The 26,460-nt window shown below is 71.3% G+C and carries 25 protein-coding genes, 1 tRNA gene and 1 riboswitch; of the genes, 12 read left to right on the plus strand and 14 right to left on the minus strand.

Going from position 1 to position 26,460, the window contains the following annotated elements:
* The first annotated feature begins 220 nt into the window (after positions 1 to 220).
* Both IG84_RS0128700 and IG84_RS0128705 read left to right on the plus strand, forming a co-directional pair.
* Positions 221 to 982, plus strand: coding sequence for a DUF4142 domain-containing protein (locus tag IG84_RS0128700; RefSeq protein ID WP_078649490.1), 762 nt, complete (start codon positions 221 to 223; stop codon positions 980 to 982).
* Positions 979 to 2,475: a DUF1996 domain-containing protein gene (locus tag IG84_RS0128705; protein ID WP_031063143.1), complete on the plus strand. Its 1,497-nt coding sequence runs from the start codon at positions 979 to 981 to the stop codon at positions 2,473 to 2,475. The genes IG84_RS0128700 and IG84_RS0128705 overlap by 4 nt, the downstream gene beginning before the upstream one ends.
* Positions 2,476 to 2,557: 82 nt before the next feature.
* Here the strand turns inward: IG84_RS0128705 and IG84_RS0128710 are convergent, their stop codons facing one another.
* Entirely contained in the window at positions 2,558 to 3,442 is an 885-nt protein-coding gene (locus tag IG84_RS0128710) for a PucR family transcriptional regulator (RefSeq protein WP_342668469.1), read from the minus strand.
* Positions 3,443 to 3,888: 446 nt separating this feature from the next.
* Here IG84_RS0128710 and IG84_RS0128715 point away from each other — a divergent pair, with 446 nt between their 5' ends.
* The 3 genes from IG84_RS0128715 (at position 3,889) to IG84_RS0128725 (ending at position 7,306) form a co-directional block, all read left to right on the plus strand.
* Positions 3,889 to 4,554, plus strand: a complete 666-nt coding sequence (locus IG84_RS0128715; protein ID WP_245659631.1) for a hypothetical protein — start codon at positions 3,889 to 3,891, stop codon at positions 4,552 to 4,554.
* Complete coding sequence (locus tag IG84_RS0128720) at positions 4,551 to 6,107, plus strand: NADH-ubiquinone oxidoreductase-F iron-sulfur binding region domain-containing protein (protein ID WP_342668470.1); 1,557 nt, start codon at positions 4,551 to 4,553, stop codon at positions 6,105 to 6,107. Before IG84_RS0128715 ends, IG84_RS0128720 begins: the two co-directional genes overlap by 4 nt.
* Positions 6,108 to 6,283: 176 nt before the next feature.
* Complete coding sequence (locus IG84_RS0128725) at positions 6,284 to 7,306, plus strand: SCO0930 family lipoprotein (protein WP_031063154.1); 1,023 nt, start codon at positions 6,284 to 6,286, stop codon at positions 7,304 to 7,306.
* Here IG84_RS0128725 and IG84_RS0128730 read toward each other — a convergent pair.
* Together IG84_RS0128730 and IG84_RS0128735 are read right to left on the minus strand one after the other, a co-directional pair.
* Complete coding sequence (locus tag IG84_RS0128730; RefSeq protein ID WP_051862535.1) at positions 7,303 to 7,998, minus strand: class E sortase; 696 nt, start codon at positions 7,996 to 7,998, stop codon at positions 7,303 to 7,305. The two genes, IG84_RS0128725 and IG84_RS0128730, sit on opposite strands and share 4 nt — an antisense overlap.
* A gap of 83 nt (positions 7,999 to 8,081) precedes the next feature.
* A complete protein-coding gene (locus IG84_RS0128735) occupies positions 8,082 to 9,431 on the minus strand; it encodes a DUF445 domain-containing protein (RefSeq protein WP_031063160.1) in 1,350 nt (449 codons plus the stop codon).
* A gap of 259 nt (positions 9,432 to 9,690) precedes the next feature.
* Here IG84_RS0128735 and IG84_RS0128740 point away from each other — a divergent pair, with 259 nt between their 5' ends.
* Entirely contained in the window at positions 9,691 to 10,998 is a 1,308-nt protein-coding gene (locus IG84_RS0128740) for an SGNH/GDSL hydrolase family protein (protein WP_031063162.1), read from the plus strand.
* A gap of 57 nt (positions 10,999 to 11,055) precedes the next feature.
* On the opposite strand, the gene IG84_RS0128745 is transcribed toward IG84_RS0128740, so the two are convergent.
* From IG84_RS0128745 to IG84_RS0128755, 3 genes are all read right to left on the minus strand, one after another.
* Entirely contained in the window at positions 11,056 to 12,039 is a 984-nt protein-coding gene (locus IG84_RS0128745; RefSeq protein ID WP_031063164.1) for an ABC transporter ATP-binding protein, read from the minus strand.
* A 2-nt stretch (positions 12,040 to 12,041) separates the two neighbouring features.
* Positions 12,042 to 12,806 (minus strand): ABC transporter permease, encoded by a 765-nt coding sequence (locus IG84_RS0128750; protein WP_078649505.1) that lies wholly within the window; start codon positions 12,804 to 12,806, stop codon positions 12,042 to 12,044.
* Positions 12,807 to 12,867: 61 nt separating this feature from the next.
* Entirely contained in the window at positions 12,868 to 13,680 is an 813-nt protein-coding gene (locus IG84_RS0128755) for an ABC transporter permease (protein ID WP_245659632.1), read from the minus strand.
* 316 nt (positions 13,681 to 13,996) lie between these two features.
* Between IG84_RS0128755 and IG84_RS0128760 the strand changes: the two genes are divergently transcribed.
* Positions 13,997 to 16,288, plus strand: coding sequence for a transglycosylase domain-containing protein (locus IG84_RS0128760; RefSeq protein ID WP_031063172.1), 2,292 nt, complete (start codon positions 13,997 to 13,999; stop codon positions 16,286 to 16,288).
* Positions 16,289 to 16,390: 102 nt separating this feature from the next.
* On the opposite strand, the gene IG84_RS0128765 is transcribed toward IG84_RS0128760, so the two are convergent.
* From IG84_RS0128765 to IG84_RS0128775, 3 genes are all read right to left on the minus strand, one after another.
* Positions 16,391 to 16,711, minus strand: a complete 321-nt coding sequence (locus tag IG84_RS0128765; RefSeq protein ID WP_031063175.1) for a DMT family transporter — start codon at positions 16,709 to 16,711, stop codon at positions 16,391 to 16,393.
* Positions 16,712 to 16,757: 46 nt separating this feature from the next.
* A riboswitch (guanidine-III (ykkC-III) riboswitch) is annotated at positions 16,758 to 16,817 on the minus strand.
* A gap of 86 nt (positions 16,818 to 16,903) precedes the next feature.
* The gene (locus tag IG84_RS0128770) at positions 16,904 to 17,206 is read right to left on the minus strand and encodes a GroES family chaperonin (protein WP_019711573.1); all 303 of its coding nucleotides are present in this window, start codon (positions 17,204 to 17,206) and stop codon (positions 16,904 to 16,906) included.
* Between the two features lie 188 nt (positions 17,207 to 17,394).
* Positions 17,395 to 17,715: a DUF3618 domain-containing protein gene (locus tag IG84_RS0128775; RefSeq protein WP_031063178.1), complete on the minus strand. Its 321-nt coding sequence runs from the start codon at positions 17,713 to 17,715 to the stop codon at positions 17,395 to 17,397.
* A 250-nt stretch (positions 17,716 to 17,965) separates the two neighbouring features.
* On the opposite strand from IG84_RS0128775, the gene bcp reads away from it, so the two are divergent.
* From bcp to IG84_RS0128795, 4 genes are all read left to right on the plus strand, one after another.
* Complete coding sequence (gene bcp / locus IG84_RS0128780; RefSeq protein WP_031063181.1) at positions 17,966 to 18,433, plus strand: thioredoxin-dependent thiol peroxidase; 468 nt, start codon at positions 17,966 to 17,968, stop codon at positions 18,431 to 18,433.
* Positions 18,434 to 18,615: 182 nt separating this feature from the next.
* Positions 18,616 to 20,154, plus strand: coding sequence for an MFS transporter (locus IG84_RS0128785; RefSeq protein ID WP_031063184.1), 1,539 nt, complete (start codon positions 18,616 to 18,618; stop codon positions 20,152 to 20,154).
* 154 nt (positions 20,155 to 20,308) lie between these two features.
* Positions 20,309 to 20,941 (plus strand): HNH endonuclease signature motif containing protein, encoded by a 633-nt coding sequence (locus IG84_RS0128790; RefSeq protein ID WP_031063187.1) that lies wholly within the window; start codon positions 20,309 to 20,311, stop codon positions 20,939 to 20,941.
* Positions 20,942 to 21,653: 712 nt separating this feature from the next.
* Positions 21,654 to 21,729 (plus strand) — tRNA-Leu (locus tag IG84_RS0128795).
* 54 nt (positions 21,730 to 21,783) lie between these two features.
* Here the strand turns inward: IG84_RS0128795 and rdgB are convergent.
* From rdgB to IG84_RS0128820, 5 genes are all read right to left on the minus strand, one after another.
* Complete coding sequence (gene rdgB, locus IG84_RS0128800) at positions 21,784 to 22,392, minus strand: RdgB/HAM1 family non-canonical purine NTP pyrophosphatase (protein WP_031063190.1); 609 nt, start codon at positions 22,390 to 22,392, stop codon at positions 21,784 to 21,786.
* A 231-nt stretch (positions 22,393 to 22,623) separates the two neighbouring features.
* On the minus strand, positions 22,624 to 23,067 hold the full coding sequence (locus tag IG84_RS0128805; RefSeq protein WP_245659633.1) for a hypothetical protein: 444 nt from the start codon (positions 23,065 to 23,067) through the stop codon (positions 22,624 to 22,626).
* A gap of 189 nt (positions 23,068 to 23,256) precedes the next feature.
* A complete protein-coding gene (locus IG84_RS38260; RefSeq protein ID WP_107053988.1) occupies positions 23,257 to 23,406 on the minus strand; it encodes an SCO1431 family membrane protein in 150 nt (49 codons plus the stop codon).
* Between the two features lie 196 nt (positions 23,407 to 23,602).
* On the minus strand, positions 23,603 to 24,334 hold the full coding sequence (gene rph / locus IG84_RS0128815) for a ribonuclease PH (protein ID WP_031063195.1): 732 nt from the start codon (positions 24,332 to 24,334) through the stop codon (positions 23,603 to 23,605).
* Between the two features lie 175 nt (positions 24,335 to 24,509).
* Positions 24,510 to 24,743, minus strand: a complete 234-nt coding sequence (locus IG84_RS0128820) for a PTS sugar transporter subunit IIB (protein ID WP_030250235.1) — start codon at positions 24,741 to 24,743, stop codon at positions 24,510 to 24,512.
* Between the two features lie 226 nt (positions 24,744 to 24,969).
* Here IG84_RS0128820 and IG84_RS0128825 point away from each other — a divergent pair, with 226 nt between their 5' ends.
* Entirely contained in the window at positions 24,970 to 26,280 is a 1,311-nt protein-coding gene (locus IG84_RS0128825; RefSeq protein WP_031063197.1) for a PTS transporter subunit EIIC, read from the plus strand.
* The last annotated feature ends 180 nt before the right edge of the window (positions 26,281 to 26,460 follow it).

Genomic DNA, 26,460 nt, shown 5'->3' on the forward strand with positions numbered 1-26,460 from the left:
GTGCACGGCGCCGTCCCCGTACACAGCGCCATGCACGGCACCGTACACAGCGCCATGCACGGCACCGTGCACAGCGTCGTGCACAGGCTGAGCGCCGCACCGTAGCAGCGCACGCGCCGTCCCGGCGTTTTCTTGTCCAGGCGCGCGAACCCCGCGTTCCGCCGCCCCGCACCGGCCTAGCGTCCGAGGCGTCCCCACCGGACCGACCGGGAGGTTTCGTGTGCGCTCCATCGCCGGCCGGCTCTCCGCCGTCCCCGCGCGAACGCTCGCCACCGGGCTGATCGTCGCCGCCCTCGTGGCCACGCTCGTCGCGCTGCTGCTGCCCGTCCAGCTCTTCGGCCAGAACACCTCGACGGCCGCCGCGGCCGCCGGCTGGGAGGACGACGGCGGCGGCACCGTCCGCACCCCGTACGGCCTGCTCACCCCCATGGACCGGGACTTCGTGCGCAAGGTACGGCTCGCCGGGCTGTGGGAGCTGCCCGCGGGGAGCCAGGCGCGGGAACGCGGTACGCGGAAGGCCGTGCGGACCGCGGGCGACCACCTCGTGGCCGGCCACACCGAACTGGACCGGCTCTCCGTCCAGACCGCACGTGACCTGGGCGTATCGCTGCCGGACGAGCCCACCCCGCAGCAGCAGGGCTGGCTCGGGCAGTTGGACTCGGCGCGCGGCCAGGACTTCGACCGGCTCTTCGCCCAACTGCTGCGCCGCGCGCACGGCAAGGTCTTCGGACTCGTCGCGCTCGTCCGGGCGCAGAGCCGCAACACGATGGTGCGACGGCTGGCCACTCGTACGAATGCGGTCGTCCTGGACCACATCACGGTCCTGGAAGGTACCGGCCTGGTCGACTTCGGCAACCTGGCGACGGCCCGGCCCCGGCAGCCGTACGTTTCCCCGAACACGCGGCCGCACCCCCACCTCACTCTCCCCACCACTGCCTACCACTCCCCACGCAACTCCCCACGAAGCGAAGTGATCGCATGACTCCACAGGCCCATAAACGCTCGCGCCTGACCACCCGCCTGGTGGCCGCGGCAGCCGCGCTGCTGCTCGGCGGCGGCGGGACCGCGCTGATCGCCGCCGGCGCCTCGGCCGACGGCGCGGACGAGGACGGCCCGGCGCAGCGCAGCGGCCCGGCGGCCGTGGCCTCGACCGTGTCCTGCCCGGACGTCGGCGACCGGCTGCGCCAGGTGCCGCGCGGTGCCCAACTACCGGTCTCCCGCGGGCTCGCCGCGCTGGACCGACAGGTGGCGACGGCGTACGAGAAGATGACGGCGGGCGGGCGCGGCGGCAAAACGGACGCGATGCTCCAGCAGCTCCGGCAGCAGCGCGAGAAGACGATCGGGGCGATGGCCGACGCCATCGGCCGGTCGGCGCCCCGCCCCGACGCCCTGCTGAAGATGAGCGCCTGCAAGATGAAGCCCACGGGGCAGGCCATATCGGTGGGCGAGCAGCAGGGTGAAGGAGACGCGGCCCAGCAAGGGCAGGACGACGCGCAGCAAGGCCAAGGCGACGCGGCGCAGCAGGGGCAGGACGGCGCCCAGCAAGGTCAAGGAGACGCCGCCCAGCAGGGGCAGGACGGCGGCGCGCAGGAGCAGCCGCCCGGTGGTCCCTCCCCCGACGACTTCGCCGACATCCGGTCCGTCCAGCCCAACGCCCAGCAGCCGCCGCAGGGCGACGGCGCCTCGACCGGCACGTTCGTCTCCGAGTGCGGTACCAACGAGGAGGGCCACTTCAACTCCGACAACGTCATCGTGACGCCGGGCGTCAGCAACGGCGCCCACCACACCCACGACTACGTCGGCAACGAGACCACCGACGCCTTCTCCACCGACCAGAGCCTGGCCGCGTCCGGCACCACCTGCGGCAACGGCGACCTGTCCACGTACTACTGGCCCGTCCTGCGCACCCTGGACGGCACCTCGGAGCACAAGCCGGGCGCGGGCCACGACGGCAACGTGGGCTCGGTCCTCACCCCGTCCGACGTCAAGCTCACCTTCAGCGGCAGCCAGGCCGGTGACGTGACCGCGATGCCGCGCTTCCTGCGCATCATCACCGGGGACGCCAAGGCGTTCACCAACGGGCCCGCCAACGCCAACGCCTCCTGGAGCTGCGTGGGCTTCGAGGACCGGCAGCTCAAGGACAAGTACCCGATCTGCCCCAACGGCGCGGACGTCGTCCGTACCTTCAACTTCCAGAGCTGCTGGGACGGGCAGAACACCGACAGCGCCAACCACCGTACGCACGTGGCGTTCGCGCAGCAGGACGGCTCCTGCCCGGCCGGGTTCCGCGCCATCCCGCAGCTCCAGGAGAAGATCACCTACGACGTGCCGGCCGGTGAGCAGTTCGCGGTGGACAGCTTCCCCGAGCAGCTCCACAAGCCGGTCACCGACCACGGCGACTTCATCAACGTCATGCCGGAGCGGCTGATGAACAAGGCGGTCAAGTGCATCAACGGCGGCCGCGACTGCGGCTGAGCGAGGGCGCCCGAGTGCGTGCGGCGGCCCCGGACCTGGTGTGGTCCGGGGCCGCCGCCGTGGGGCGCCGACGCACGGCGGATCAGAGGCCGTTCACCCGCGCCTCCCTGGCGACGCCCAGCGGGCGGACGCCGGAGGTCACCGGCCGGGCCCGGCGCCCGGTCCGGGAGCGGTACCGCCGTACGTGGGCCAGCAGCCGCCGGCTGCGCAGCGCCATCTCCAGCTCGAAGCGGGTGCGCGGATCCCGCAGCTCGGGGCCGAAGAGCTTCTCGATCTGGCGCAGCCGGTACCGCACGGTCTGCGGGTGCACCTGGAGCACCTTCGCCGCCTCGGGCGCGCCGCCGCCCTCCAGCCAGGCCAGCAGCGTGACCTCCAGGCGCTCGCTCTGCCGGGGCGTCAGCTCGTCCAGCGGGCCGAGCCGGCGCGAGGCCAGCGCCCTGGTCAGCGACTCGTCCTGCAGGAGCAGCAGCGCCGAGAGATGGTCGTCGACGAACACCGGGCGCACATCGGGCCCGCCGCGCGCCGGCCCGAAGGCGAGCAGCGCGCGGGCCCAGCGCAGTGAGGACGCGGCGTCGGCCACCGGCACGGTGTGCCCGACCGCCGCCGGGCGGCCCTTGAGCGCGGCCTCCAGCCGGGGCCGGGTCTGGGTGTCCGGGTCGGGCACGAAGAGGCAGGTGTCGCCGTCGACGGTGCCGATCAGCGCGTCGCCCAGCGCCGCGGCCAGTTGCGGGGCCTCGGCGGCGGAGCCGAGGACGACGGCCCGCAGGGCGGCCGGTACGGGCCAGCCGGCGCACCGGGCCGGTTCGGCGAGCGCGGCGGGCGACAGCGGGCGCTGCCCGGCGAGCGCGGTGAAGAGGACCTGCCGGGCGCGGGACACCGGCATCGGCGTGATGACCAGTCCGGCCGGGCGGCGTTCGCACTCCGTCCGCTCCTGGTAACCGAGCGAGGTCAACAGGGCCTGTTCCATGGCCCATTGGGCCGATTCTTCTCTGGGTGATTCCGCGAGAAGGGCGGAAAAGGCGGGAAAAGCGATGCGCAGCTCTTCCACCACCTTTTCGGCGAGCGACGGGAGTTCCTTTCGCAGAACCCGGGTCCACTCACCTCGGGGGCGTGACCAGATGCGGTTCAGGAGATCACACATCGCTACCTCGTTCCTGCCGTCGGGGGGCGGCTGGGATACGGCCGTTGTGTCGGAGAGCCAGGGCCTGAGGGTCAGTGCCTGAGTCGGCATCATCCGCACCGGGCACGGCGACGGCGATGCCGGTGCAGGAATTTGTCACAGCGCGATAAAGGTCCGGAAGGCCCCGGACGCGTCCGCGATGCTGCCGCACACATCACCGCCGGAACGTACGGCAATTCCCCGCCTTTTCTTGGGCGTTACATATTCTTCCGCTCGAATTCCGTGGAGGCCCGATGCCCGCGCCAGGTCCGCGCACCCGCCACCGCCCGAATTCCGCTCCGCGCTCCGCGAGACGGCTCCCGCTGCGCCCCGCGCTCCCCGCCGCCCTCCTGCTCTTCCTGGCCCTCCTGCTGCGCTCCGGCGCGGCCGCCCGGGCGGCGGACTTCCTGGACTTCGGGGCCGGGGTGCTCGCCCTGGTCGCGCTGACCGGCACCGTGCTGTGGGGCCTGGCCGCCACCGACCGGCGGGTGCTGGCCTCCGGACACCGGTTGCTGGCCCAGGCCGTGCACCGGGGCACGTGCGTGGCCGGGCTCGGCTTCCTCGCGCTGCACATCGGGGTGAAGGTGGCGCGCGGGCAGACCACCGGCCGGGCCGCCGCGCTGCCGTTCGCCGACGGCGCCCGGCCTGTACTGATCGGCCTGGGCACGCTGGCCGGTTATGCGTTCCTCGCGGTAGCGGTGACCGGCGCGGCCCGCACCGCGTTCACCGGCCGGTCCTCCGCCCGCTGGTGGCGCGCCTTGCACATGGCCGCGTACCTCGCCTGGGGCGCGGCCCTGGTGCACGGCCTGCGCGCGGGCCGCCCGTCGGATGGCTGGGTAACCACCGCCTACGCCGTGTGCGTGACGGCCGCGGCCGCGACCCTGGCATACCGGCTGCGCACCCCTGGACGGCGCCCGTGAGGGCGCCTCTCAGGGGCGCGGGGAACTGCGCGACCAGCCACAACGACGCTGCACCCGGCATCGAAGCAGCAGTCCCGCCCCCGTGGCCGTCCCGCCTCCTGGCAGGCGTCGCCACCCCGTACGGCGACGCCACACGGCTCGACCGCGTGCCCCATCTGGCCACACACGGCAGCCTGCCCGGCGCACTACCCGCCGCCGAACTCGTAGCGCTCTCCGAAAACATCGGACTCCGCGGCCGCGGCGGCGCCGGCTTCCCCTTCGCTCGGAAGCTGACGGCCGTCCTGGCCGCGGGGCGCCGCACCGGGAGCCGTACCGCGGTCGTCGTCAACGGCACCGAGGGCGAGCCGGGCTGCCTGAAGGACACCGCGCTGCTGCTCTACGCGCCGCACCTCGTGCTGGACGGTGCGCTGCTGGCCGCGCGGGCGCTCGGCGCGCAGCAGGTCGCCGTCGGGGTGACCCGGCCCGACGTGGCGGACTCGGTGCGCCGGGCGGTCGCCGAACTCGGCCCGCTGTCCGTGGAATTACGCGTGACCCGCCTGCCGGAGCGGTTCGTCACCGGCGAGGGCTCGGCTCTCGTCGACGGTCTGGACGGCGGCCCCGGCCTGCCCTCCGGGCGCAAGGTCCGGTCCAGCGAGCGCGGCCTCGGCGGTCTGCCCACGCTGCTGTCCAACACCGAGACATACGCCCAGCTCGCCGTCGCCGCCCGGCTGGGCGCGCTCGGGTACCGCCGGGTGGGCGTGCCCGACGAGCCGGGCACCCTCCTGCTGACCGTCGCCGGCACCCGCGTCCTGGAGGCCCCCACCGGCGTGCCGCTCGCCCGTGTACTGGAGCACTGCGGCACCGGTCCGGGCCAGGGCGTGCTGATCGGCGGCTACCACGGCACGTTCCTCTCCCCGGCCGCCGCGCGCACCGTCACGCTCGACCGTGCCGCGCTCGCCGCGCACGGCGCGGTCCTGGGCGCGGGCGCCGTGCTCCCGCTCCCCGAGGGCACCTGCCCGGCCGGTGAGGCCGCCGCGGTGGCGCGCTGGCTGGCCGGGGAGTCGGCCGGCCAGTGCGGCCCGTGCGCGCTGGGCCTGCCCGCGCTCGCCGACGCGCTGGAGGCGGTGGTGCGCGGCGGCGGCGAGCGCGCCCTGGCCGCCGTACGGGACCGGTCCCGGGCCGTCGCGCGGCGCGGCGCGTGCGGCCACCCCGACGGCACGTCCCGGTTCGTCGCCTCCGCGCAGGCCGCGTTCCCCGGGGAGTTCGCCGCGCACGCGTACGGCGGCGGCTGCGGCCGCCCGGTCCTGGGCGCCCTGCCGCTCCCCGGAAGCGCCGCGCCGCCCGCCGCCCGGGTCCCCGCAGCCGCGCCGGACGAGCACCTGGTCGTGGACTGGACCCTGTGCCGGGGCCACGGCCTGTGTGCGGACCTCGCGCCCGGTGTCGTCCGGCTCGGCCCGGACGGCTACCCGCAGCAGTCGGCCATGGCGTTGCCCGCCCGTATGCGCCGCCGTGCCCGGCTCGCCGTACGCCGCTGCCCGGCGCTGGCCCTCCGCCTCCGGCCCGCCGCCGGCTGATCCCGAACGGACGTACGCCGATCCGCCTCCGCCCTTGTACTGCCCGCCGTACACCGTCTTTTGACGTGAAGTGACAACTTCCGCAGGCGTTGAACGGCGGCCGCCCCGCCTCCCGTATCCCGGTCCGTATCCCCGTCCCGACGGCACCTCCGCCGCCCCCACCGAAGGAGATCCCCATGAACACCCGAGCCGCCTCGGTCAACCGCCGCCAAGCGGGCCTCGCGCTCACCGCGCTCGCCGTACTCGCCCTGACCACCGCCTGCGGCGGCAAGGACTACGCGTCGTCCGCCGGCGACCGGGTCCAGCCCGCCGGCCAAAGCGCCTCCGACAACGGCTCCGGCTACGACTACGGGTCGGGGTCGGACAAGGGCGGCGGATACGGCAAGGACTCGGCCGGTGGCGCCGCGGCCGGCGGGCTGGGCGCGGCCGCCAAGACCCTCGCCCTCAAGGAGGCGCCGGGGCTGGGCAAGATCGTCACCGACGGTCAGGGCGTGACCCTGTACCGCTTCGACAAGGACACCGCCAAGCCGCCGAAGTCCGCCTGCGCCGGCGACTGCGCCTCGACCTGGCCGCCGGTCCCCGCGGCCGACGCCAAGGCCGCCGCCGGCATCAACGCGGCCGACCTCGGCTCGGTCACCCGCGCCGACGGCGGCAAGCAGCTCACGCTCGGCGGCTGGCCGGTGTACCGGTACGCCAAGGACACCGGGCCCGGGGATACCAAGGGCCAGGACGTCGGCGGCGTCTGGCACGCGCTGGCGGCGGACGGCGGCAAGGCCGGCGAGGCGGCCCCGCAGAAGCCCCCCGCCGCGCCCGGGGCGGACGTCTCGGTCGCCGACAACGCGATGCTCGGGAAGATCATCGTCGACGGCAAGGGCCGCACCCTGTACCGCTTCACCAAGGACAGCCCCTGGCCGATGAAGTTCGCCTGCACCGGCGCCTGCCTGGACACCTGGAAACCCGCGAAACCGGCCGACAAGAGCAAGATCGAGGGGGTGGCGGCCAAGCTGATCACGACCGTCAAGCGCCCCGACGGCACCGAGCAACTGGCCGTGGACTGCTGGCCGATGTACCTGTTCAAGGGGGACAAGGCGCCCGGCGACGTCAACGGACAGGGCGTGAAGGGCACCTGGTTCACGGTCGGCCCGGACGGCAAGAAGATCACCAAGTCGGCCGCGGCAACCGGCTCGTACTCGTACTAACGCGGCTCGGCCCTCGCCAGCCGCCCCCAGACCACCAGCCGGTACGTCGAGGTGTACTCCGGCGTGCAGGTCGTCAGGGTGAGGTAGTACCCGGGGGCCGTGTAGCGGTGGCCGGGGTGGACGGAGCTGTGCGGGATCCTCGCCAGCACCGTCCCGTCACCGGGCGTGGTCTGCGGCAGCGTCCGCTCGACGACATAGGTGTAGCGGGCCCCGGCGGTGTCGATGCGTACGGTGTCGCCGGGCCGCAGCCGGTCGAGGCGGCGGAACGGCTCACCGTGGGTGTTGCGGTGCCCGGCCAGCGCGACGTTCCCCGCGCGGCCGGGCTGCGCCGTCCGCGGGTAGTGCCCCACGTACCCCTTGTCGAGCACGCCGGTCTTGCCGATCCCCTCCGCGACGGGCGCGGTGACGCCGAGGCGGGGGATGCGGAGGACGGCGTACGCCGGGTCCGGAGCGGGGCGGGGAACTTTCGCCGTCGGCGTGGCGCTCGGGGCCTCGGAGGGACCGGGCCGCGGCGCGGGCGCCCGCCACTGCCGCTCCAGCCGGGACACCCGCTGCCGCGCGTCCGCCCGCGCCTCCTGGTTGGTCCACCAGAGCTGGTGGACCACGAGCAGGACCAGGACGGCGCCGAGGGTCACCGCCAGCTCCGCCGCCGTCCACACCAGTCGCACCACCACCGGTATCCGCTCCCGCACGCGGGCACGGTAGGGCCTGCGCCCTGCAATCACCAGAGCAATCCCCAGAGTGCTGACGCCACGTCAGCGGCCCTGCGCCCGGGTCAGCCGCCCACCGCCCGCGACACCGTGTAGATCACCAGGCCCGCCAGCGCGCCCACGACCGTGCCGTTGATCCGGATGAACTGCAGGTCCCGGCCGATGTGCGCCTCGATCTTCTTCGAGGTGTGCTCGGCGTCCCAGCCCGCGACCGTGTCCGTGATCAGCAGCGTGATCTCGTCGCGGTACGTCGTGACGACGTACACCGCCGCGCCCTCCAGCCAGCCGTCGACCTTGCCCTGCAGCCGGCCGTCGGCGGCCAGCCGCTTGCCCAGCGACAGCAGCGCGCCGCGCACCCGCAGCCGCAGCTCGCTCCGCTCGTCCTCGGCGGCCGCGACCATCATCGCGCGCACCGAGCCCCACGCCGAGGCGATCAGGTCCTGCACCTCGCCGCGGCCCAGCACCTCCGACTTCAGCCGCTCCACCCGCGCCCGGGTGTCCGTATCGGTCTGCAGGTCGCCCGCGAAGTCGGTCAGGAAGCGGTCCAGCGCGCCGCGCGCGGGATGGTCCGGCATGTCCCGCATCTCCGTCACGAAGCGCAGCAGCTCCTTGTAGACCCGGTCGCCGACCTTGCGGTCCACGAAGCGCGGAGTCCAGCCGGGCGCGCCGCCGGCCACCGCCGCCATGACGGGCGCTGAGTGCGTGACGAGCCAGTCGTGGGCCCGCGCGCACACCAGGTCCACCATCCGGGTGTGGCCGCCGTCCGCGACGACCTTCTCCAGCATCGTGCCGAGCCCGGGGGCGATCTCCTGCGCGTCGGCGCGGCGGGTGATCGCCTCGCCGACCACGGCCTGTACGTCGGAGTCGCGCAGCACGGTCAGCGCGCCGCGCAGCGCCGTCGACAGCTCGGCGGTGACCCGGTCCGCGTGCTCGGGATCGGCGAGCCAGTGGCCGAGCCTGCTGCCGATGCCGACCTTGCGCAGCCGCTGCCGTACGACCTCGCCGGAGAGGAAGTTCTCCCCGACGAAGTCGCCGAGGCTCCGGCCGAGCTGGTCCTTCTTCGTCGGGATGATCGCGGTGTGCGGGATGGGCAGCCCGAGCGGCCGCCGGAACAGCGCGGTCACCGCGAACCAGTCGGCGAGCGCGCCGACCATGCCGGCCTCGGCGGCCGCTGCCACATAGCCCGTCCAGCCGCCGGCCCCGGCCGCACCCGCCCACTTCGCCAGCGCGTACACCAGGGCGACGGCCAGCAGCAGACAGGTGGCGAGGGTCTTCATGCGGCGCACCCCGCGCCGCTTCTCCTCGTCGGCCTCGTTGAATGTGAAACCGGCCACAGGGCCGGTGGCGACGCCGGCCGCGGGGGCCTCCTCCGCGCCGGCGGCCACGTCCGTCTCCGTCCGTTCCATCCGCTCCATCCGTTCGCCCCGTCCCCGTGTATGTCCAACTGTGACCTAGTCCTGGTCCCGCTCCTGGAACGAACCACGAGTTCCCGTCGTCCCACAGGTCGAGCGCAACGCCTCTCAGCCTCTTCGGCGGGAGGGAGCCGCCGGGCATCCGCACCGGCCGACATGGGATCATGACGGATCGATCGGAGTGCGACGGCGCCGCTGATCAGACGCTGCCCTTGCCCATCCGGAGCCAGTGGCTCCGCCTTCTCCAGGAGAACGCCCCCGCATGACCAAAAGTGTGGGTTACGCCCTGCTCGCCGGCCTGGCGGCAGTGGTGGTCCTCGTCTCGACCGCGATCTTCGTCGGGGTCGGCGGCAGCGGCGGCGGCACCGGCAGCGATCCGCACAATCCGAACTCCGCGGCCCCCGCCGTCTCCGGCCAGTGGATCGGCACCTGGTCCGCCTCCGCGGCGGCCGCCGAGCCGGGCACCCTGGACGGGTACGCGGGCATGTCGATACGGAACGTGATCCACACCAGCGTCGGCGGCTCCAGCGCCCGCATCCAGCTCTCCAACCTCTACGGCACCCGGCCTCTGGCGATCACCCATGCCACGATCGCGCTGGCCGCGGCCCCGAACAACCCCTCCGCGGCGGCCGGCACGATGCGCCGCCTGAGCTTCGGTGACCGCACCTCCGTCGTCATCCCGGCCGGCGGCGCGATAACGAGCGACCCGGTGCGGCTGGACGTGCCGCACGACGCGGACCTGCTGGTCACCACGTACTCCCCGGCCCCCTCCGGGCCCGTCACCTACCACCCGTACGCCCGCCAGACCTCCTACCTGGCGCGCGGCGACCGGGCGGCGGACGACGCGGGCACGGCGTACACCGAGCAGAGCCCGTACTGGCGCTACCTCACCGGCGTCGACGTGTGGAGCCGCGAGGCCAAGGGCTCGGTCGTCGTCATCGGCGACTCGATCACCGACGGCATCACCTCCACCATGGGCGCCAACCACCGCTGGACCGACTTCCTGGCCGAGCGGCTGCGCGAGGAGCCCGGCGCGCCCCGCCTGGGCGTCCTCAACCAGGGCATCAGCGGCAACCGCCTGCTGATCGACGGCAGCCGCTACTCCCCCAACAACGGCCCCAGCGTGCTCACCCGGCTGGACCGCGACGCGCTCTCCCGCTCCGGCGTGCAGGCCGTCATCGTCGAGATCGGGCTGAACGACCTCTTCAAGACGCCGCGTCAGTGGGACCCCGCGAAGCTGGTCGCGGGCATGCGCAAGGTCGTCAAGCAGGCCCACGCACGCGGCCTGCGGGTCACCGGCTCCACGCTCACCCCGTTCTACGGCCACCGCGGCTACTCGGTCCGGATGGACCAGGTGCGCCAGGCGGTGAACGCCCAGATCCGGGCCGGAAACGTGTACGACAACGTGGTCGACTTCGACAAGGCGCTGCGCGACCCGGCCCAGCCGAACCGGCTGCGCGCCGAGTACGACTCCGGTGACCATCTGCACCCCAGCGACGAGGGCTACAAGGCGATGGCCCGCTCGGTGGACCTCAAGCACCTCAAGGGGTCGACGCCGGCGGCACTGTAAGGGCGGGCGCTGTAAGGGCGGCGGGCGCTGTTGCTTCAGCGCCCGCCGGTCCGGTCCTCACTCGGCGCGTCCCGTGTACATCCGTGCGATCACGTCCTCGATGTCCGGCTCCCGTACCGAGAGGTCCACCAGCGGCCAGCGCTCCGCGACCGCCGCCACCACCGGCGCCGCGCTCTGCGACGCCGGGAACGCCAGCCACTGCCGCGGCCCCTCCACCTTCACCGTCCGCGCGCCCGGCACGCCCTCGATCGGCGCCATCTCCCGCGCCAGGTCCACCACCAGCGTCCGCTCGCTCTCCCCCACCTCGTGCAGCCCCGCGAGCCCGCCGTCGTACACCAGCCGCCCGTGGTCGATCACCATCACCCGCCGGCACAACTGCTCGATGTCGGTGAGGTCGTGGGTGGTGAGCAGGACGGTCGTGTCCAGCGAGGCGTTCACCTCGCGCAGGAAGTCCCGCACCCGCGCCTTGCTGATCACATCGAGGCCGATCGTCGGCTCGTCCAGGTACAGCACCTCCGGGTCGTGCAGCAGCGCCGCCGCGATGTCCCCGCGCATCCGCTGCCCCAGCGAGAGCTGCCGCACCGGCGCCGCCAGCAGCGGCCCGAGGTCCAGCAGTTCCACGCACCGGTCGAGGTTCTTGCGGTACGTGTCGTACGGCACCCGGTACATCCGCCGCACCAGCTCGTAGGAGTCCCGCAGCGGCAGGTCCCACCACAGGGTCGTGCGCTGCCCGAAGACCACGCCCATCCGGCGGGCCAGCCCGGTGCGTTCGCGGGAGGGGTCGATGCCCGCCACCCGGATGCGGCCCGCGCTGGGCACCAGAATGCCCGTCAGCATCTTGACGGTGGTGGACTTCCCCGCGCCGTTCGGGCCGATGTACCCCACCATCTCGCCGCGCCCCACGGTGAAGGAGATGCCGTCCACGGCCCGCACCTCGTGCTTGGTGCGCCGCAGCCGGCCCGCCTTGCGCCGCACCTGGAAGACCTTCCGCACCCCGTCCAGTTCGATGAAGGGCGTCTCCGCGCCAGTACCGTCCGTCATGATCAGCTCCCCGTGCTCCGGTAACCGCGCAGCCCCGCCCGCCACGCCAGCGCCGCTCCCCCGCACATCACCGCGGCCACCACCGGCCCCATGAAGTCCACCCAGCCCGGCAGCCCCAGCGGGTCGTCGCGGCCCATCAGGCGCAGCGCGGGCAGCCAGTTCACGAAGGCCAGCGGGACGACGAAGGTGGCGCCCCGGACCAGGTCCTTGGCGAAGACGGAGGGCGGGTACTGCAGCATCGCGTTTCCGCCATATGTGAAGGAGTTCTGCACCTGGGCGGCGTCCTGGGCCCAGAACTGGAAGGCGGCGCCGAGCGTGAAGATCGCGCCGAATATCGCCGCGCCGCTCAGCAGCATCGCCGCGACCAGCACCACCCGGCCCGGCGTCCAGTCCACCTGAACGCGGGTCAGCGCCCAGCCCAGTACCACCATGGCCTGCGCGAGCCGCCCGACCCGGCGCAGCGCGAACCGGTCCGCGGCCACCTGCACGTACACCGGCGCCGGGCGCACCAGAAGGATGTCCAGCGTGCCGTCGCGCACCCGTGAGCCGAGCCGCTCCACGTTGCCCAGCAACAGGTCCGCGAGCCCCAGCGCGGTGGCCGACGACCCGCACAAAAGGGCCACTTCGGGCAGCCCGAATCCGCCGAGCGTGTCGATGTGCGAGAACATCAGAAGGATCGTCACGAACTCCAGGCCGCTGCCCGCGGCATTGCCGACGGCCATGATCACAAACGACGCCCGGTAGGTGAGTGTGGACCGGACCCACATCGCTACGATCAGCAGGTACGCCCGTACCCCGTGCCGCACCAGCGCGGCCCGCCCGAAAGACTCAGCCACCCTGCACCACCACCTTCCGGGTGGCCGCCGACTGGACCAGCCGGCCCACCGTCAGCAGCGCCGCCGCCCAGCCCGCCTGGAACGCCAGCGCGCCGAGCACGGCGGCCCCCTCGTACCGCCCCAGCAGCACATCGGCCGGCACCTGGAGGGCCGAGGCCCACGGCAGCAGCCGCGCGACCTCGCCGAAGCCGCCGGGGAAGGCCCGCAGCGGCAGCAGCATCCCGGAGAAGAACATCGCCGCCAGACCGCTGAGCACCGCCACCCCGGCGCTGTCCAGCAGCCAGAAAGCGGTGAGCGCCACGAGGTAGCGCAGGGCGAAGCCGACGGTCACCGCGAGCACCACGGACACCAGGAAGGCCGCCCACAGGGCCGGATCGGCGGGCAGCGCGAGGTCGAAGGCCAGCGCGCCGACCGCCATCGGCACCACCCCGCGACCGAGGAGCTGGAAGCCGGCCCGGCCCAGGTCGGCGGCGAGCCACCACAGTTGGAGGTCGGCCGGCCGGTGGAGGTCGACGGCGATGTCCCCGTTACGGATGCGCTCCTGCAGCTCGTCCAGGCCGCCCCCGATGGCCAGCGCCACCGTCGCCAGCAGCGCCTGGCCGACCCACACGAAGGTCAGCGCCTGTGCCTGGTCGTAGCCGCCGAGCCGCGGCCGCTCGGCCCACAGCGCCTGATACGTGTAGGCGATGATGAACCCGAAGACGGTGTTGGTGAACACGCCGGCGGCGGTGGCGGTGCGGTAGGTCGCGTACCGCCGGAAACCGCCCCGCGCGACGGCCGCGTACAGCCCCACGGCTCCGCCCACTGCCCCGCCCCCCGCCGTCCGGTGCCAAAACACCCGAGGCTAGCCCTGTCGGCGGGGACGCACCACGCGTTTATCACCCGTACTGGTGAGGCAAGGAACCCATTCGGCCGGTCACAGACCGGTCACATGTGCGTGCCACCCTCTGGGCCTGGAACGCATGATGCGAGAGTTTCTTATCGGGCGACAGCCCCTTATCGGGCGACACCTTCTTTTCGATAGATAAAGCCTTTTTTTGACGTAGGGCGCGAATCGCCCACCACGACACCGATCCCGCCGCAGCACAACCATCGGCGGCGGCCGAGGAGTCAGTACTGACATGAACGACGATCCGCAGCAGGACGGTCAGGGAAGTAACGGTTCCCCAGAGGAGGAACCGAGCACCGCACCGCCCTCCGGCAAGAAGAGCCGCCCACGGCGCACCGGCTGGCGCCGCGCCGTACCCACCTGGCGCATGACCCTCGGCGGCATCCTGGTGGTCCTGCTGATCGTCGTCGGCGGCTTCCTCGCCGGCTACCTCCTCGTCGGCATCCCGCCCGCCAACCAGGCCGCCAAGGCCCAGAGCAACGTCTTCCTCTTCACCGACGGCACCCAGCTCGCCCGCGACGGCGACGTGAACCGCGAGAACGTCAAGCTCAGCCAGATCCCCAAGAAGGTCCAGCACGCCGTCCTCGCCGCCGAGGACCGCAACTTCTACAGCGAGTCCGCGGTCAACCCCGTCGCCATGGTCCGCGCCGCCTGGAACACCGTCATCGGCAAGGGCAAGCAGTCCGGCTCCACCATCACCCAGCAGTACGTCAAGAACTACTACCTCGGCCAGGAACAGACCGTCACCCGCAAGGCCAAGGAGTTCTTCATCGCCATCAAGCTGGACCGCGAGGTGAGCAAGGACGAGATCCTGGAGGGCTACCTCAACACCAGCTACTACGGACGCAACGCCTACGGCATCCAGGCCGCGGCCCAGGCGTACTACAACAAGGACGTCGAGGACCTGAACGTCGCGCAGGGCGCCTACCTCGCCACCCTCCTCAACGCCCCCAGCGAGTACGACATCGTCGTCCACCCCGAGAACCGGCAGCGCGCCGAGGCCCGCTGGAACTACGTCATGGACGGCATGGTCAAGAAGGGCTGGCTGACCGGCTCCCAGCGCGCCGCCATAAAGTTCGACCCGCCCGGCGTGGCCAAGACCCCCTCCGGCCTCTCCGGCCGCCGCGGCTACTTCGTCAACGCCATCAAGGACTACCTCACCGAGAACGACATCCTCGACAAGGACGACCTGGCCGGCGGCGGCTACCGCATCACCACCACCATCGACAAGAAGAAGCAGCTCGCCCTCGAAAAGGCCGTCGACGACCGCCTGATGGACCGGCTCGACAAGAAGAACCGCGACGCCGACAAGAACGTCCGGGCCGGCGGCGCCTCCATCGACCCCGCCACCGGCAAGGTCGTCGCCATGTACGGCGGCATCGACTACGCCCAGCAGTTCGTCAACGGCGCCACCCGCGCCGACTACCAGGTCGGCTCCACCTTCAAGCCCTTCGTCTTCGCCTCCGCCGTCGCCAACCACGCAACGACCCAGGACGGGCAGACGATCACCCCGCAGACCGTCTACGACGGCACCAACAAGCGGATGACCGTCAACGACGGACAGCCCACCGGCTTCGCCCCCGCCAACGAGGACGACAAGAGCTACGGCCAGATCACCGTCAGCGAGGCCACCGACAAGTCCGTCAACGCCGTCTACGCCCAGATGGGCATCGACGTCGGCCCCGACAAGGTCAAGGACACCGCCGTCGACCTCGGCATCCCCGCGCAGACCCCCGGCCTCAGCGAGTCCCAGGGCGCCATCTCGCTCGGCACCGCCACGCCCAGCGTGCTGCAGATGACCGGCGCGTACGCCACCCTCGCCAACCACGGCAAGCACGTCCCGTACACCTTCATCCAGAAGATCACCAAGAACGGCGAGAACCTCACCCTGCCCGACCGGCCCGAGCAGACCGCGATGCCCCGCGAGGCCGCCGACACCACCACCTCCATCCTGCGCAGCGTCGTCGAGAGCCCCGGCGGCACCGGCGCGGCCGCGCGCGCGGCCGGCCGCCCCGCCGCCGGCAAGACCGGCACCGCCGAGGAGGACAAGGCAGCCTGGTTCGCCGGGTACACCCCCGACCTGGCCACCGTCGTCGCCGTACTCGGCCAGAACCCCAAGACCGCGGCGCAGGAACCGCTGTACGGCGCGGGCGGCCTGCCCCGCGTCAACGGTGGCGGCTTCCCCGCCGAGATCTGGGCCGACTACACCGCGGCCGCGCTGGACGGCAAGCCCGCCAAGGACTTCGACCTGGAGCTGGAGAGCGGCGCCACCGAACCGGCGCCCACGGCCACCGCGCCGCCCACCACCCCGGGCGGCGACACCGGGGCGCCCAGCACCCCGGCGCAGACCCCGCCCACGGCCACGCTCCCGCCGACCACCGCGCCGCCCACCACCGTCGAGCCGCCCGAGCCCACCTTCCCGTCCGAACCGCCGCCCACCACGGCACCCACCGAGGACTTCCCGACGGTGGAACCGGGCGGCGGCCCGGGCGGGGCGCCGGGCACACCGCCGGGACAGGAGTAGGACGCACCGGACCCCGGTGGCCGGGCGGCCACCGGGGTCCGTTCTCGTGCGCTTGTCACGGGCCCTCGTCACGGGCTCCCGTCGCGGGCTCTCGTCACGGGGTCAGTGCCCGGAGGTCGCCTTCAGGCCCACGACGGCCACCAGCAGCAGACAGATGAAGAAGATCCGGGCCGCGGTCGCCGGCTCACCCAGCACCAGCATGCCCACCACCGCCGCACCGGCGGCACCTATGCCCACCCACACGCCGTACGCCGTACCGATCGGCAGCGTCTTCGCGGCGTACGACAGCAGGGCCATGCTCGCGATGATGCCCGCGCCCGTGAACAGGCTGGGCCAGAGCCGGGTGAACCCCTCGGTGAACTTCATCCCGATCGACCAGCCGACCTCCAGCAGACCGGCGACGAACAGCAGTACCCATGCCATGACGGCACCTCCATGACCAGCGCACACACGTGCGCGCATCTACAGGGGTGCGTCGTCTTGTCATGACCCGGTACGGCGCGTCTCGTCGGGATGTCTCCGACCTTAGCAAGCCATGCCGAAACGGGCGGTGACACCGGTCACCGCCCGCGGAACGTGCTGGTCAGAGTCTTGCTGGACGGGCAGGGAGGCGGCTCAGAGATACAGCCCGGTGGAGTCCTCGGCGCCCTCCAGGCGCTCCGCCGCCACCGCGTGCAGATCCCGCTCCCGCATCAGTACGTACGCGACGCCGCGCACCTCCACCTCGGCACGGTCCTCCGGGTCGTACAGCACCCGGTCCCCCGGCTCGACGGTACGGACGTTCTGCCCCACCGCGACGACCTCGGCCCACGCCAGCCGACGGCCCACCGCGGCCGTCGCGGGGATGACGATCCCGCCGGTCGAGCGCCGCTCGCCCTCGGCGATATCGGTACGGACGAGCACCCTGTCGTGCAGCATCCGGATCGGCAGCTTGTCGTGGCTGTCCTGAGTGTTGTTCGGGCTCACGCCAAGACCGTACCTGCACCGGGGCACGGGCCGGGCCCCGGCCCGGCAGGTAAAGCCCCCCTGCGTACGACTGGTGCCTACGAACCGGTGGTACGACTGGCACTTGCGACCGGTGGTAGGACCGATGCCTACCACTGGTCCTACGACCGGCGCTTGCGCGCGCCCATCGCCAACAGCCCCACCAGGCCCACCGCGACCAGCGCCACCGGCACGATCCGCTCCATCCGCGGCGCGCCGTCCTCCGAGACGAGCTGCGCGCGGACGTCGGAGACCGCTCGGTTCGCCACTACGTACGCCCGCCCGGCCGTACGGTCCACGGCCGCCGCCGCCTTCGCCTTCGCGTCGCCGACGATCGTCTTGGGGTGCAGCCGCACGCCGATCTCGTCGAGCGTCACGGCGAGCTCCTGCCGCCGGCGGAGAATGTCCGCCTCGATCTGCGCAGGGGTCCTGGCATCCGACACCGCGCTGCCTCCGTCGTTTCGGCCGGTGAGTACAGATCCTCGATGGTTCCTGATGGACAGTCTGTCAGCTCACCACCCTTCCCGCTCCACGGCACCCCCGATCAACGCGCCCGCGCGGCGTACAAAGAGGGGAACCGGCCGATGCCGGGAGGGCCTGTCAGCGGCCCTCAGTAACCTCGGGACGGAACACCCGCCCACCGAGGTCGGCACGTACCACCGGCCCACCCTTCTTCCCCTTCTGAGGAGAACCATGAGCGAGCGACTGCAGCCCGGCGACACCGCCCCCGCCTTCACCCTCCCCGACGCGGACGGCAAGCAGGTCTCGCTCGCCGACCGCAAGGGCCGCAAGGTCATCGTCTACTTCTACCCCGCGGCCCTGACCCCCGGCTGCACGAAGCAGGCGTGCGACTTCACCGACAACCTCGACTTCCTGGCCGGCCACGGCTTCGACGTCATCGGCATCTCCCCCGACAAGCCCGAGAAGCTCGCGAAGTTCCGCGAGAAGGAGGAGCTGAAGGTCACCCTCCTCGGTGACCCCGACAAGAGCGTCCTGGAGGCGTACGGCGCCTTCGGCGAGAAGAAGCTCTACGGCAAGACGGTGACCGGCGTCATCCGCTCCACCGTCATCGTCGACGAGGACGGCAAGGTCGAGCGCGCCCTGTACAACGTCAAGGCCACCGGCCACGTTGCCAAGATCATCAAGGACCTGGGGCTGTAACCCGGGGCCGTTCCCGGCCCACGGACCGGGCAAGCGCTGGCGGCCCGCTGGCCCACACCGAGTGACGAATCTCGCGTTCTGCCTTCAAAGTGGTTTGACCGGCTCCGTATCCGCGCAGGCGCCCCTTTCGAAACGAGCCCACCGCGCAGTGCGCGGACCGACCGAGCGAGAGGACCGCACTCGTGCCGACCGGCAGTACCGATGCCGCCTCCGGGACCGAGCTGGACCGGGAGGCAGTCAGGCGCCACCGCACGCTCTTCCGTGCCGTCGCCCGCCGCAGGAACCCCAAACTCCGCCGCACCGACATCACCATCACCGACGAAAAGATCGTGAAGCGCGCCGTCAAGGCCGCCGCCGTCGGTAATGCGATGGAGTGGTTCGACTTCGGCATCTACAGCTACCTCGCGGTCACGATCGGCCACGTCTTCTTCCCCAGCGGCAGCGACACCGCGAGCCTGCTCTCCTCGTTCGCGACGTTCGCCGTGGCCTTCCTCGTACGGCCCATCGGCGGCGCGTACTTCGGCCCGCTCGGCGACCGCATCGGCCGCAAGAAGGTCCTCGCGTTCACCATGATCATGATGGCCGTCGGCACCTTCGCCATCGGCCTCATCCCGTCGTACGCCACCATCGGCGTCTGGGCGCCGGTCCTGCTGATCCTCTTCCGGCTGGTCCAGGGCTTCTCGACGGGCGGCGAGTACGGCGGCGCCTCGACCTTCATCGCCGAGTACGCCCCCGACAAGAAGCGCGGTTACTTCGGCAGCTTCCTGGAGTTCGGCACCCTCGCCGGGTACACCGGCGCGGCCGGCCTCGTCCTGCTCCTGAACACCCTGCTCGGCTCCGGGGCCATGGGCGACTGGGGCTGGCGCCTGCCCTTCCTCGTCGCGGGCCCCCTCGGCATCGTCGGTCTCTACCTGCGGATGAAGCTCGACGAGACCCCCGCCTTCCAGAAGCTCGAAGCCAGCGAGACGCACAGCGCGACGGGCTCCCTCTCCGAAGAAGAGGCGGAGTTCTCCCACCTCTCCGAGAACGCCCCCAAGAAGAAGCTCGGCGAGATCTTCTCCCAGCAGTGGCCCGCGCTCATCCTGTGCATCTGCCTGGTCGGCGCGTACAACATCACCGACTACATGCTGCTGTCGTACATGCCGACGTACCTGACCGACACGCTCCACTACAAGGAGTCGCACGGCCTGCTGGTCCTGCTCGGCACCATGGTCGTCCTGATGCTGGTCATCAACTACGTCGGCCGCCTCAACGACCGCTTCGGCCGCAAGCCGCTGCTCATGACCGGCATGCTCGGCTTCTTCGTCCTCTCCATCCCCTCCTTCATGCTGGTCAAGGACGGCAGCCTGCTGTTCGTCTGCATCGGCATGCTGCTGATGGGCTTCTCCCTGGTCTGCCTGCTCGGCACGATGTCGGCGGCCCTCCCGGCGCTCTTCCCGACCAACGTGCGCTACGGCTCGCTCTCCATCGGCTACAACCTCTCCACGTCCCTCTTCGGCGGCACGACCCCGCTGGTCATCACCGCCCTGATGGGCGCCTTCCACGGCAACGAGATGGTCCCGGCGTACTACGCGATGGGCGCGGCCCTGGTCGGCGTCATCGCGGTCCTCTTCATGAAGGAAACCGCCCAACAGCCCCTCGAAGGCTCCCCACCCTCGGTAGCCACCCACGAGGAAGCAGTCGAAATGGTTTCGGCCCAGTCCCCGGACCCCCGCTTCTGACGACGGGCCGCCTCCCCCGAATCCCCCGATCACCCGATCGGGGGATTCTTCATTTCTGCCCTCACTCTGCGTAACTCTCGCTAGTGTCCAGCCGTTGACCCGTTCGACATCAGAACAACCGGCCCCATCGGATGGCCGTCGAACGGGGGACCCCATGCCCGCCAGCCCATATACCCAAGCCCGCCTCTCCGAGGCCGCGGCCGCCTCCGGCACCCTCTCGGAAGCCTTACTCCGCCTCGGCGTGGACCCGAAAGGTCCGTCCCGCAGCTATCTGCGCGCCCGCATGAAGGCCCTGGGCATAGACACGTCGCACTTCGAACGCGAAGGCAACCGCTGGACAAAGGAAGCCCTGGAAGCGGCCGTGGCCTCCTCGACCAACATGTGCGACGTCCTCCGCCACCTCGGCCTGGACGTCGTCGGCGGCCACCACACGCACATCAGCCGCCGGATACGAGCGTTGGGGATCGACACGTCGCACTTCGGCGACACGCAGCACTCTGGGCCGAGTACGCGTCGGCGACGCGCACGGGAGGAATTGCTGAGAAAGCAGGACCCTGCCAACGCCCGCCGTATCCCGGCACAACGGCTGAGGCACGCCCTACTGGTCCGCGGCGCGGCCGAGCGCTGTGCCATGTGCGGAATCGGCCCGACCTGGCAGGACCAGCCGTTGCCGCTGGAGGTGGATCACATCAACAGCGACTGGCGCGACAACCGCCCGGAGAACCTGCGCTTCCTGTGCCCGAACTGTCATTCCACGACGGACTCCTACCGGGGCCGCCGCCCATGAGCGCAAGCGTGCGGTACACCCGGGAGCTGCTGACCGAAGCCGCGACCCGCTGTACCGATATCGAGGAGGTGATCGCCTATTGCGGTAGTCACTCGCACCCGGAGTTGCGGCGTCGTCTGGCGAGGCACTTCGAAGAATTCGGTATCGACATATCGCACTTCACGTCCGTTCCACGACGCACCGCGCACCCGCGCCCCCCGAAGGAGTCACTGCGAGCTGTCGTCAGCGCATCGTCCTCCGTGGCAGGTGCCCTCCGGCGTCTGGGCAGGCCGGTCAACGCCCGTACTCGCACGTTGTTCCGCCAGTGGGTGACCGAAGACGTCATCCGATACCACCCACTTCCTGGGGCAGGCGCACAAGCGGGGAAAGCCTGACCCTGCCAGACTTCGCGCCGACGAGGTACTGGTGAAAAACAACGCCGTGCACCGCACCCGCACGTCACTGCTGCGCCGCGCGCTGCTGGAGATCGGCGTCGCTGAACGGTGCGCCACATGCGGCACACCCCCTCGTGGCACGGGCGGCCGATGACGCTGGAGATCGATCACATCAGCGGGGACTGGAGTGACAACCAGGCCGAGAATCTGCGACTGCTCTGCCCCAACTGCCATGCGATCACAAGTACCTGGTGCCGGGGAGGTGATTGGCGCCGCGGCGTCCGCTGACGCCAACCGGACCCAATGTCACCAGCCGGACCCAGTAGAGTGGGCGGCGCGGGCCCGTACCCCAGCTGGCCAAGAGGGCGCCGGTTTAGGTCCGGTGTGTCGTGGGTTCGAGTCCCACCGGGCCCACCGCGTTCGGTCGTCTCCTCGCTGCGAGGAGACGACCGAGCTGTTTTTCAGGGTTCAGCCCAGCAGCTCCCGGACCACCGGCGCCAAGGCGCGGAATGCCTTACCCCGGTGGCTGATCGCGTTCTTCTCGTCCGCGGTCAGCTCGGCGCAGGTTCGGGTGTCGCCTTCGGGCTGGAGGATGGGGTCGTAGCCGAAGCCGCCGGTGCCGGCGGGGGTGTGGCGGAGGGTGCCCTCCAGTTTGCCTTCGACGACGCGTTCGGTGCCGTCGGGGAGGGCGAGGGCCGCGGCGCAGGCGAAGTGGGCCGCGCGGTGTTCGTCGGCGATGTCGGAGAGCTGGGCGAGGAGCAGGTCCAGGTTGGCCTGGTCGTCGCCGTGGCGGCCGGCCCAGCGGGCGGAGAAGATGCCGGGGGCGCCGCCGAGTACGTCCACGCAGAGGCCGGAGTCGTCGGCGACGGCGGGGTGGCCGGTGGCCCGGGCGAGGGCGTGGGCCTTCAGGAGGGCGTTCTCGGCGAAGGTGACGCCGGTTTCCTTGACGTCGGGAACGTCCGGGTAGGCGTCGGCGCCGACCAGCTCGATGTCGAGGTCTGCCGCCGTGAGGATGGCGCGGAGTTCGGTGATTTTGCCGGCGTTGCGGGTGGCGAGGATCAGGCGCTGGTGCTTCATGGTGAGCGATTATCCCGGTCGGGCCGCAGGAGATGAGCGGGCCCCGCCCGACGCCCCGTCGGGCCGCAGGACAACGGCATGAGGGGCCCGCCCGACGCCGGGTCGGGGCGCACGACAACGGCATGAGTGGGCTCCGCCCGGCGCCCCGTCGGGCCGCACGAGATGAGCAGGTCCCGCCTCCGGGGGGGGCGGCCCCTCGCCCCCCGTGGGTCGCCCCTCGTGCCGCCCGGCTCAGCCCGGGGTGCAGATCTTGGTGAGTTCTGCGGCGGCGGATTCGATGGGGGCGGTGTCGGGGGTCTTGCCCTGGTCGAGGGACTGCTGGGCGTCCTTGACGCCGCGGGAGAGGTCGTCGACGGCCTTGCCGATGTCGGCGTTGTCGCTCTGGTCGCCGAGCTCGTCGAGGTTCTTGTCGATCTTGTCGAGGGCCTGCTGGGCCTCCGCGGGGTTCTCGGCTCCGCCGGAGAATGCCTGCTGAAGCTCGTCGACGTTCTTCCCGACGGCGGTGGCGGTCTGCGCGCAGTCCAGGGCTGTCTGGACGGCCCCGCAGCCGGTGAGGACGGGAACGGCCAGGGCGATGGCCGCCACGGCGGAGGCGGTGGTCATGGCCGCGCGGCGGGCGGGCCGGGCACCGGAGCCGGGCGTGCGGCGGCGGTGGGCGAGACGGTACGCGGACATGGGCAGGGCCCTCCCTTTGGCAATGACAAGTAAAGGAACAGGTAAAGCAGGTAAAGCCGGCAAAGGGAGGAACGCGTGGCGCGTGGATTTGGTTGCCGACGGGGCCGGATCGTGCCGGGTTTGCGGCGGAACGATACGTAAGTCACGCCCGCTCGGCCGGCCGGATCGGGCCAGACCAGGCCCGTCCGGTCAGACCAGGCCCGTCTGCGTCAGGAACATGGCGAGGACGACCACGAGGGTCCAGCCGAGGACGTGTTCCATCCACGGCGAGTGGTCGTTGGGGCCACCCGTGCGGGCGGCGGGCGCGTCGAGGGCGGCGGCAGCGGCTTCAGCAGGCATGACGGTGCGGTTCCTCGTCGTGGGGTGCTGGTGGACGCGCACCCGGGTACCTCGCGGTACGGGCGCACGTCCCACCTTGCGCCTGTGGCACGTGCATTCCTAGAGATGCACGCCCCACGAGGGGAACGTCACAGATCACCAATGGACCGTTGAAAACGGCAGAAACACCGACCGCCCGGCGCGCTCGCGCGCCCCGTCACAGCGTCGCGGCCAGGGCCTCGCGCTGGGCCTTGTCCAGGTCCGTGCAGCCGGTGACGGCCAGGTCCAGGAGGGCGTTGAGCTCGTCGCGGGCGAAGGGCTCGGCCTCGGCGGTGCCCTGGACCTCGACGAAGCGGCCGTCGCCGGTGCAGACGACGTTCATGTCGGTCTCGGCGCGGACGTCCTCCTCGTAGCAGAGGTCGAGGAGGGGCGTGCCGTCGACGATGCCGACGGAGACGGCGGAGACGGTGCCGGTGAGCGGCTTGCGGCCGGCCTTGATGAGCTTCTTGCCCTGGGCCCAGGCGACGGCGTCCGCGAGGGCGACGTACGCGCCGGTGATCGCCGCGGTGCGGGTGCCGCCGTCGGCCTGGAGGACGTCGCAGTCCAGGACGATGGTGTTCTCGCCGAGGGCCTTGTAGTCGATGACGGCGCGGAGTGAGCGGCCGATGAGGCGGGAGATCTCGTGCGTGCGCCCGCCGATCTTGCCGCGGACGGATTCGCGGTCGCCGCGGGTGTTGGTGGAGCGCGGGAGCATGGAGTACTCGGCGGTCACCCAGCCCTCGCCGCTGCCCTTGCGCCAGCGCGGTACGCCTTCGGTGACGGAGGCGGTGCAGAAGACCTTGGTGTCGCCGAAGGAGATGAGGACGGAGCCCTCGGCGTGCTTGCTCCATCCGCGCTGGATGGTGACGGGGCGGAGCTGTTCGGGGGTGCGGCCGTCGATTCGAGACATGGTGACGACCCTATCGGGAATGCCGAAGGCCCCGTTCCGGGTACGTACGCACGTACGGACGGGGCCTTCGCCGCGAGCGCGGCGGCTCAGCGCGGGCGTGGTGGCTCGGCGCGAGCGCGGCGGCTCAGCGTGAGCCCGGCGGCTCAGCTCACCTCGCGGCTTCGACGCGCGACGTTCACATCATGTCTTCGATGTCCGCCGCGATCGGGTCGGCGTCCGTGCCGATGACGACCTGGATCGCGGTGCCCATCTTCACGACGCCGTGCGCGCCGGCGGCCTTGAGGGCGGCCTCGTCGACGAGGGAGGGGTCGACGACCTCGGTGCGGAGACGGGTGATGCAGCCTTCGACCTCTTCGATGTTGTCGAGGCCGCCGAGCCCGGCGACGATCTTCTCAGCCTTGCTGGCCATGTCCACTCCTGCTTGTCTCGGCCGTCGGCGGTTGTGCCGAAGGATTCCACACGGTAACGCACGTTCAGCCCTGTTGGACGGGCGTATGTCCGTTGTCTGGCGAATGATGGCGACCACCTGGAGTTGCCTCCGGGAGGCCCCGTAGCGCCACTACGAATGGTCTACACCACCAGTATGCGGCAAGCACGAGTCGGCCGTCGTGGGGCCGGCGGCCGGGAGGATGCGGATGAGTTCGGACGCGGCGGCGGCGCCGAGGAAGAAGTGGGGCGGCGGGCTGTTCCAGGGCCTGCAGAAGATGGGGCGCAGCCTGCAGCTCCCGATCGCGGTGCTGCCGGCGGCGGGGATCCTGAACCGTCTCGGGCAGCCCGACGTGTTCGGCGCGGACGGGCTGGGCTGGGACGACGTGGCGAAGGTGTTCGCGGGTGCCGGCCAGGCGCTGCTGGACTCCTCGCTGGGGCTGCCGCTGCTGTTCTGCGTGGGCGTCGCGATCGGGATGGCGAAGAAGGCGGACGGGTCGACGGCGCTGGCGGCCGTCACGGGTTTCCTCATGTACTACTACGTGCTGCACCAGTTCCCGGTGGACTGCGCGAGCGGCGCGACGTTCGTGAGCGGCGGGCCGCTCGGGGGCGCGTGCGTGGCGAAGGACGGGACGGGGACGCCGGCCGGGTATCAGAATCCGGGGGTGTTCGGCGGCATCGTGATCGGGCTGCTGTCGGCGTGGTTCTGGCAGCGGTATCACCGTACGAAGCTGGTGGACTGGCTGGGCTTCTTCAACGGCCGCCGACTGGTGCCGATCATCATGTCGTTCGTGGCGCTGCTCTTCGCGGTGATCTGTCTGTTCGTGTGGCCGCCGATCGGTGACGCGCTGACGAGTTTCAGCAAGTGGATGGTGGATCTGGGGGCGACGGGTTCCGGGATCTTCGGTGTGGCGAACCGTGCGCTGCTGGTGATCGGTATGCACCAGTTCCTGAATACGTTCATGTGGTTCCAGTTCGGCGACTTCACGAAGCCGGACGGGACGCAGGTGCACGGTGACATCAACCGGTTCCTGGCGGGCGATCCGAGTGCGGGTCAGTTCACGTCCGGGTTCTTCCCGATCATGATGTTCGCGCTGCCGGCGGCGGCGCTGGCGATCACGCACTGCGCGAAGCGGCACCGCCGCAAGGAGATCGCGGGCATGATGCTGTCGGTCGGCCTGACGTCGTTCGTCACGGGGATCACCGAGCCGATCGAGTACTCGTTCCTCTTCGTGGCGCCGTTGCTGTATGTGCTGCACGCGGTGCTGACGGGTGTGTCGATGGCGGTGACCTGGGCGCTGGGGGTGCACGACGGGTTCAGTTTCTCGGCGGGCCTGATCGACTACGTCATCAACTGGGGCCTGGCGAGCAAGCCGTGGCTGATCATTCCGATCGGGCTGTGTTTCGCGGTGGTGTATTACGCGGTCTTCCGCTTCGTGATCACCAAGTTCGATCTGGCGACTCCGGGGCGCGAGCCGGAGGACGTGGGCGACGAGATGGAGCAGCAGAACGTGAAGTGAGGCAGAGCGAGAGGGCAGCGGAACGTGAAGTAGGCACTCCCCTGCGTGGTCGGAAAACGGCTCCGGAATACTTGGTTCCGGAGCCGTTCCGTGTGCCGCCATAACGATCAGGAGGAACGGATTCCTTTATGCGGTGACGACATGCTAAGTATGGTCTAAACCACTCAGTGGTGTAGACCA

Source organism: Streptomyces ochraceiscleroticus, assembly GCF_000720485.1.
Taxonomy (GTDB): Bacteria; Actinomycetota; Actinomycetes; order Streptomycetales; family Streptomycetaceae; genus Streptomyces; species Streptomyces ochraceiscleroticus.

Bases quoted from the DNA above. Each gene is read 5' to 3' on its own strand.
- IG84_RS0128705 (WP_031063143.1), top strand. From the start codon at position 979: ATGACTCCACAGGCCCATAAACGCTCGCGCCTGACCACCCGCCTGGTG.
- IG84_RS0128710 (WP_342668469.1), bottom strand. From the start codon at position 3,442: ATGGAACAGGCCCTGTTGACCTCGCTCGGTTACCAGGAGCGGACGGAG.
- IG84_RS0128715 (WP_245659631.1), top strand. From the start codon at position 3,889: ATGCCCGCGCCAGGTCCGCGCACCCGCCACCGCCCGAATTCCGCTCCG.
- IG84_RS0128725 (WP_031063154.1), top strand. From the start codon at position 6,284: ATGAACACCCGAGCCGCCTCGGTCAACCGCCGCCAAGCGGGCCTCGCG.
- IG84_RS0128735 (WP_031063160.1), bottom strand. From the start codon at position 9,431: ATGGAGCGGATGGAACGGACGGAGACGGACGTGGCCGCCGGCGCGGAG.
- IG84_RS0128740 (WP_031063162.1), top strand. From the start codon at position 9,691: ATGACCAAAAGTGTGGGTTACGCCCTGCTCGCCGGCCTGGCGGCAGTG.
- IG84_RS0128745 (WP_031063164.1), bottom strand. From the start codon at position 12,039: ATGACGGACGGTACTGGCGCGGAGACGCCCTTCATCGAACTGGACGGG.
- IG84_RS0128750 (WP_078649505.1), bottom strand. From the start codon at position 12,806: ATGTGGGTCCGGTCCACACTCACCTACCGGGCGTCGTTTGTGATCATG.
- IG84_RS0128760 (WP_031063172.1), top strand. From the start codon at position 13,997: ATGAACGACGATCCGCAGCAGGACGGTCAGGGAAGTAACGGTTCCCCA.
- IG84_RS0128765 (WP_031063175.1), bottom strand. From the start codon at position 16,711: ATGGCATGGGTACTGCTGTTCGTCGCCGGTCTGCTGGAGGTCGGCTGG.
- IG84_RS0128770 (WP_019711573.1), bottom strand. From the start codon at position 17,206: ATGCTGCACGACAGGGTGCTCGTCCGTACCGATATCGCCGAGGGCGAG.
- bcp (WP_031063181.1), top strand. From the start codon at position 17,966: ATGAGCGAGCGACTGCAGCCCGGCGACACCGCCCCCGCCTTCACCCTC.
- IG84_RS0128790 (WP_031063187.1), top strand. From the start codon at position 20,309: ATGCCCGCCAGCCCATATACCCAAGCCCGCCTCTCCGAGGCCGCGGCC.
- rdgB (WP_031063190.1), bottom strand. From the start codon at position 22,392: ATGAAGCACCAGCGCCTGATCCTCGCCACCCGCAACGCCGGCAAAATC.
- IG84_RS0128805 (WP_245659633.1), bottom strand. From the start codon at position 23,067: ATGTCCGCGTACCGTCTCGCCCACCGCCGCCGCACGCCCGGCTCCGGT.
- IG84_RS38260 (WP_107053988.1), bottom strand. From the start codon at position 23,406: ATGCCTGCTGAAGCCGCTGCCGCCGCCCTCGACGCGCCCGCCGCCCGC.
- rph (WP_031063195.1), bottom strand. From the start codon at position 24,334: ATGTCTCGAATCGACGGCCGCACCCCCGAACAGCTCCGCCCCGTCACC.
- IG84_RS0128820 (WP_030250235.1), bottom strand. From the start codon at position 24,743: ATGGCCAGCAAGGCTGAGAAGATCGTCGCCGGGCTCGGCGGCCTCGAC.
- IG84_RS0128825 (WP_031063197.1), top strand. From the start codon at position 24,970: ATGAGTTCGGACGCGGCGGCGGCGCCGAGGAAGAAGTGGGGCGGCGGG.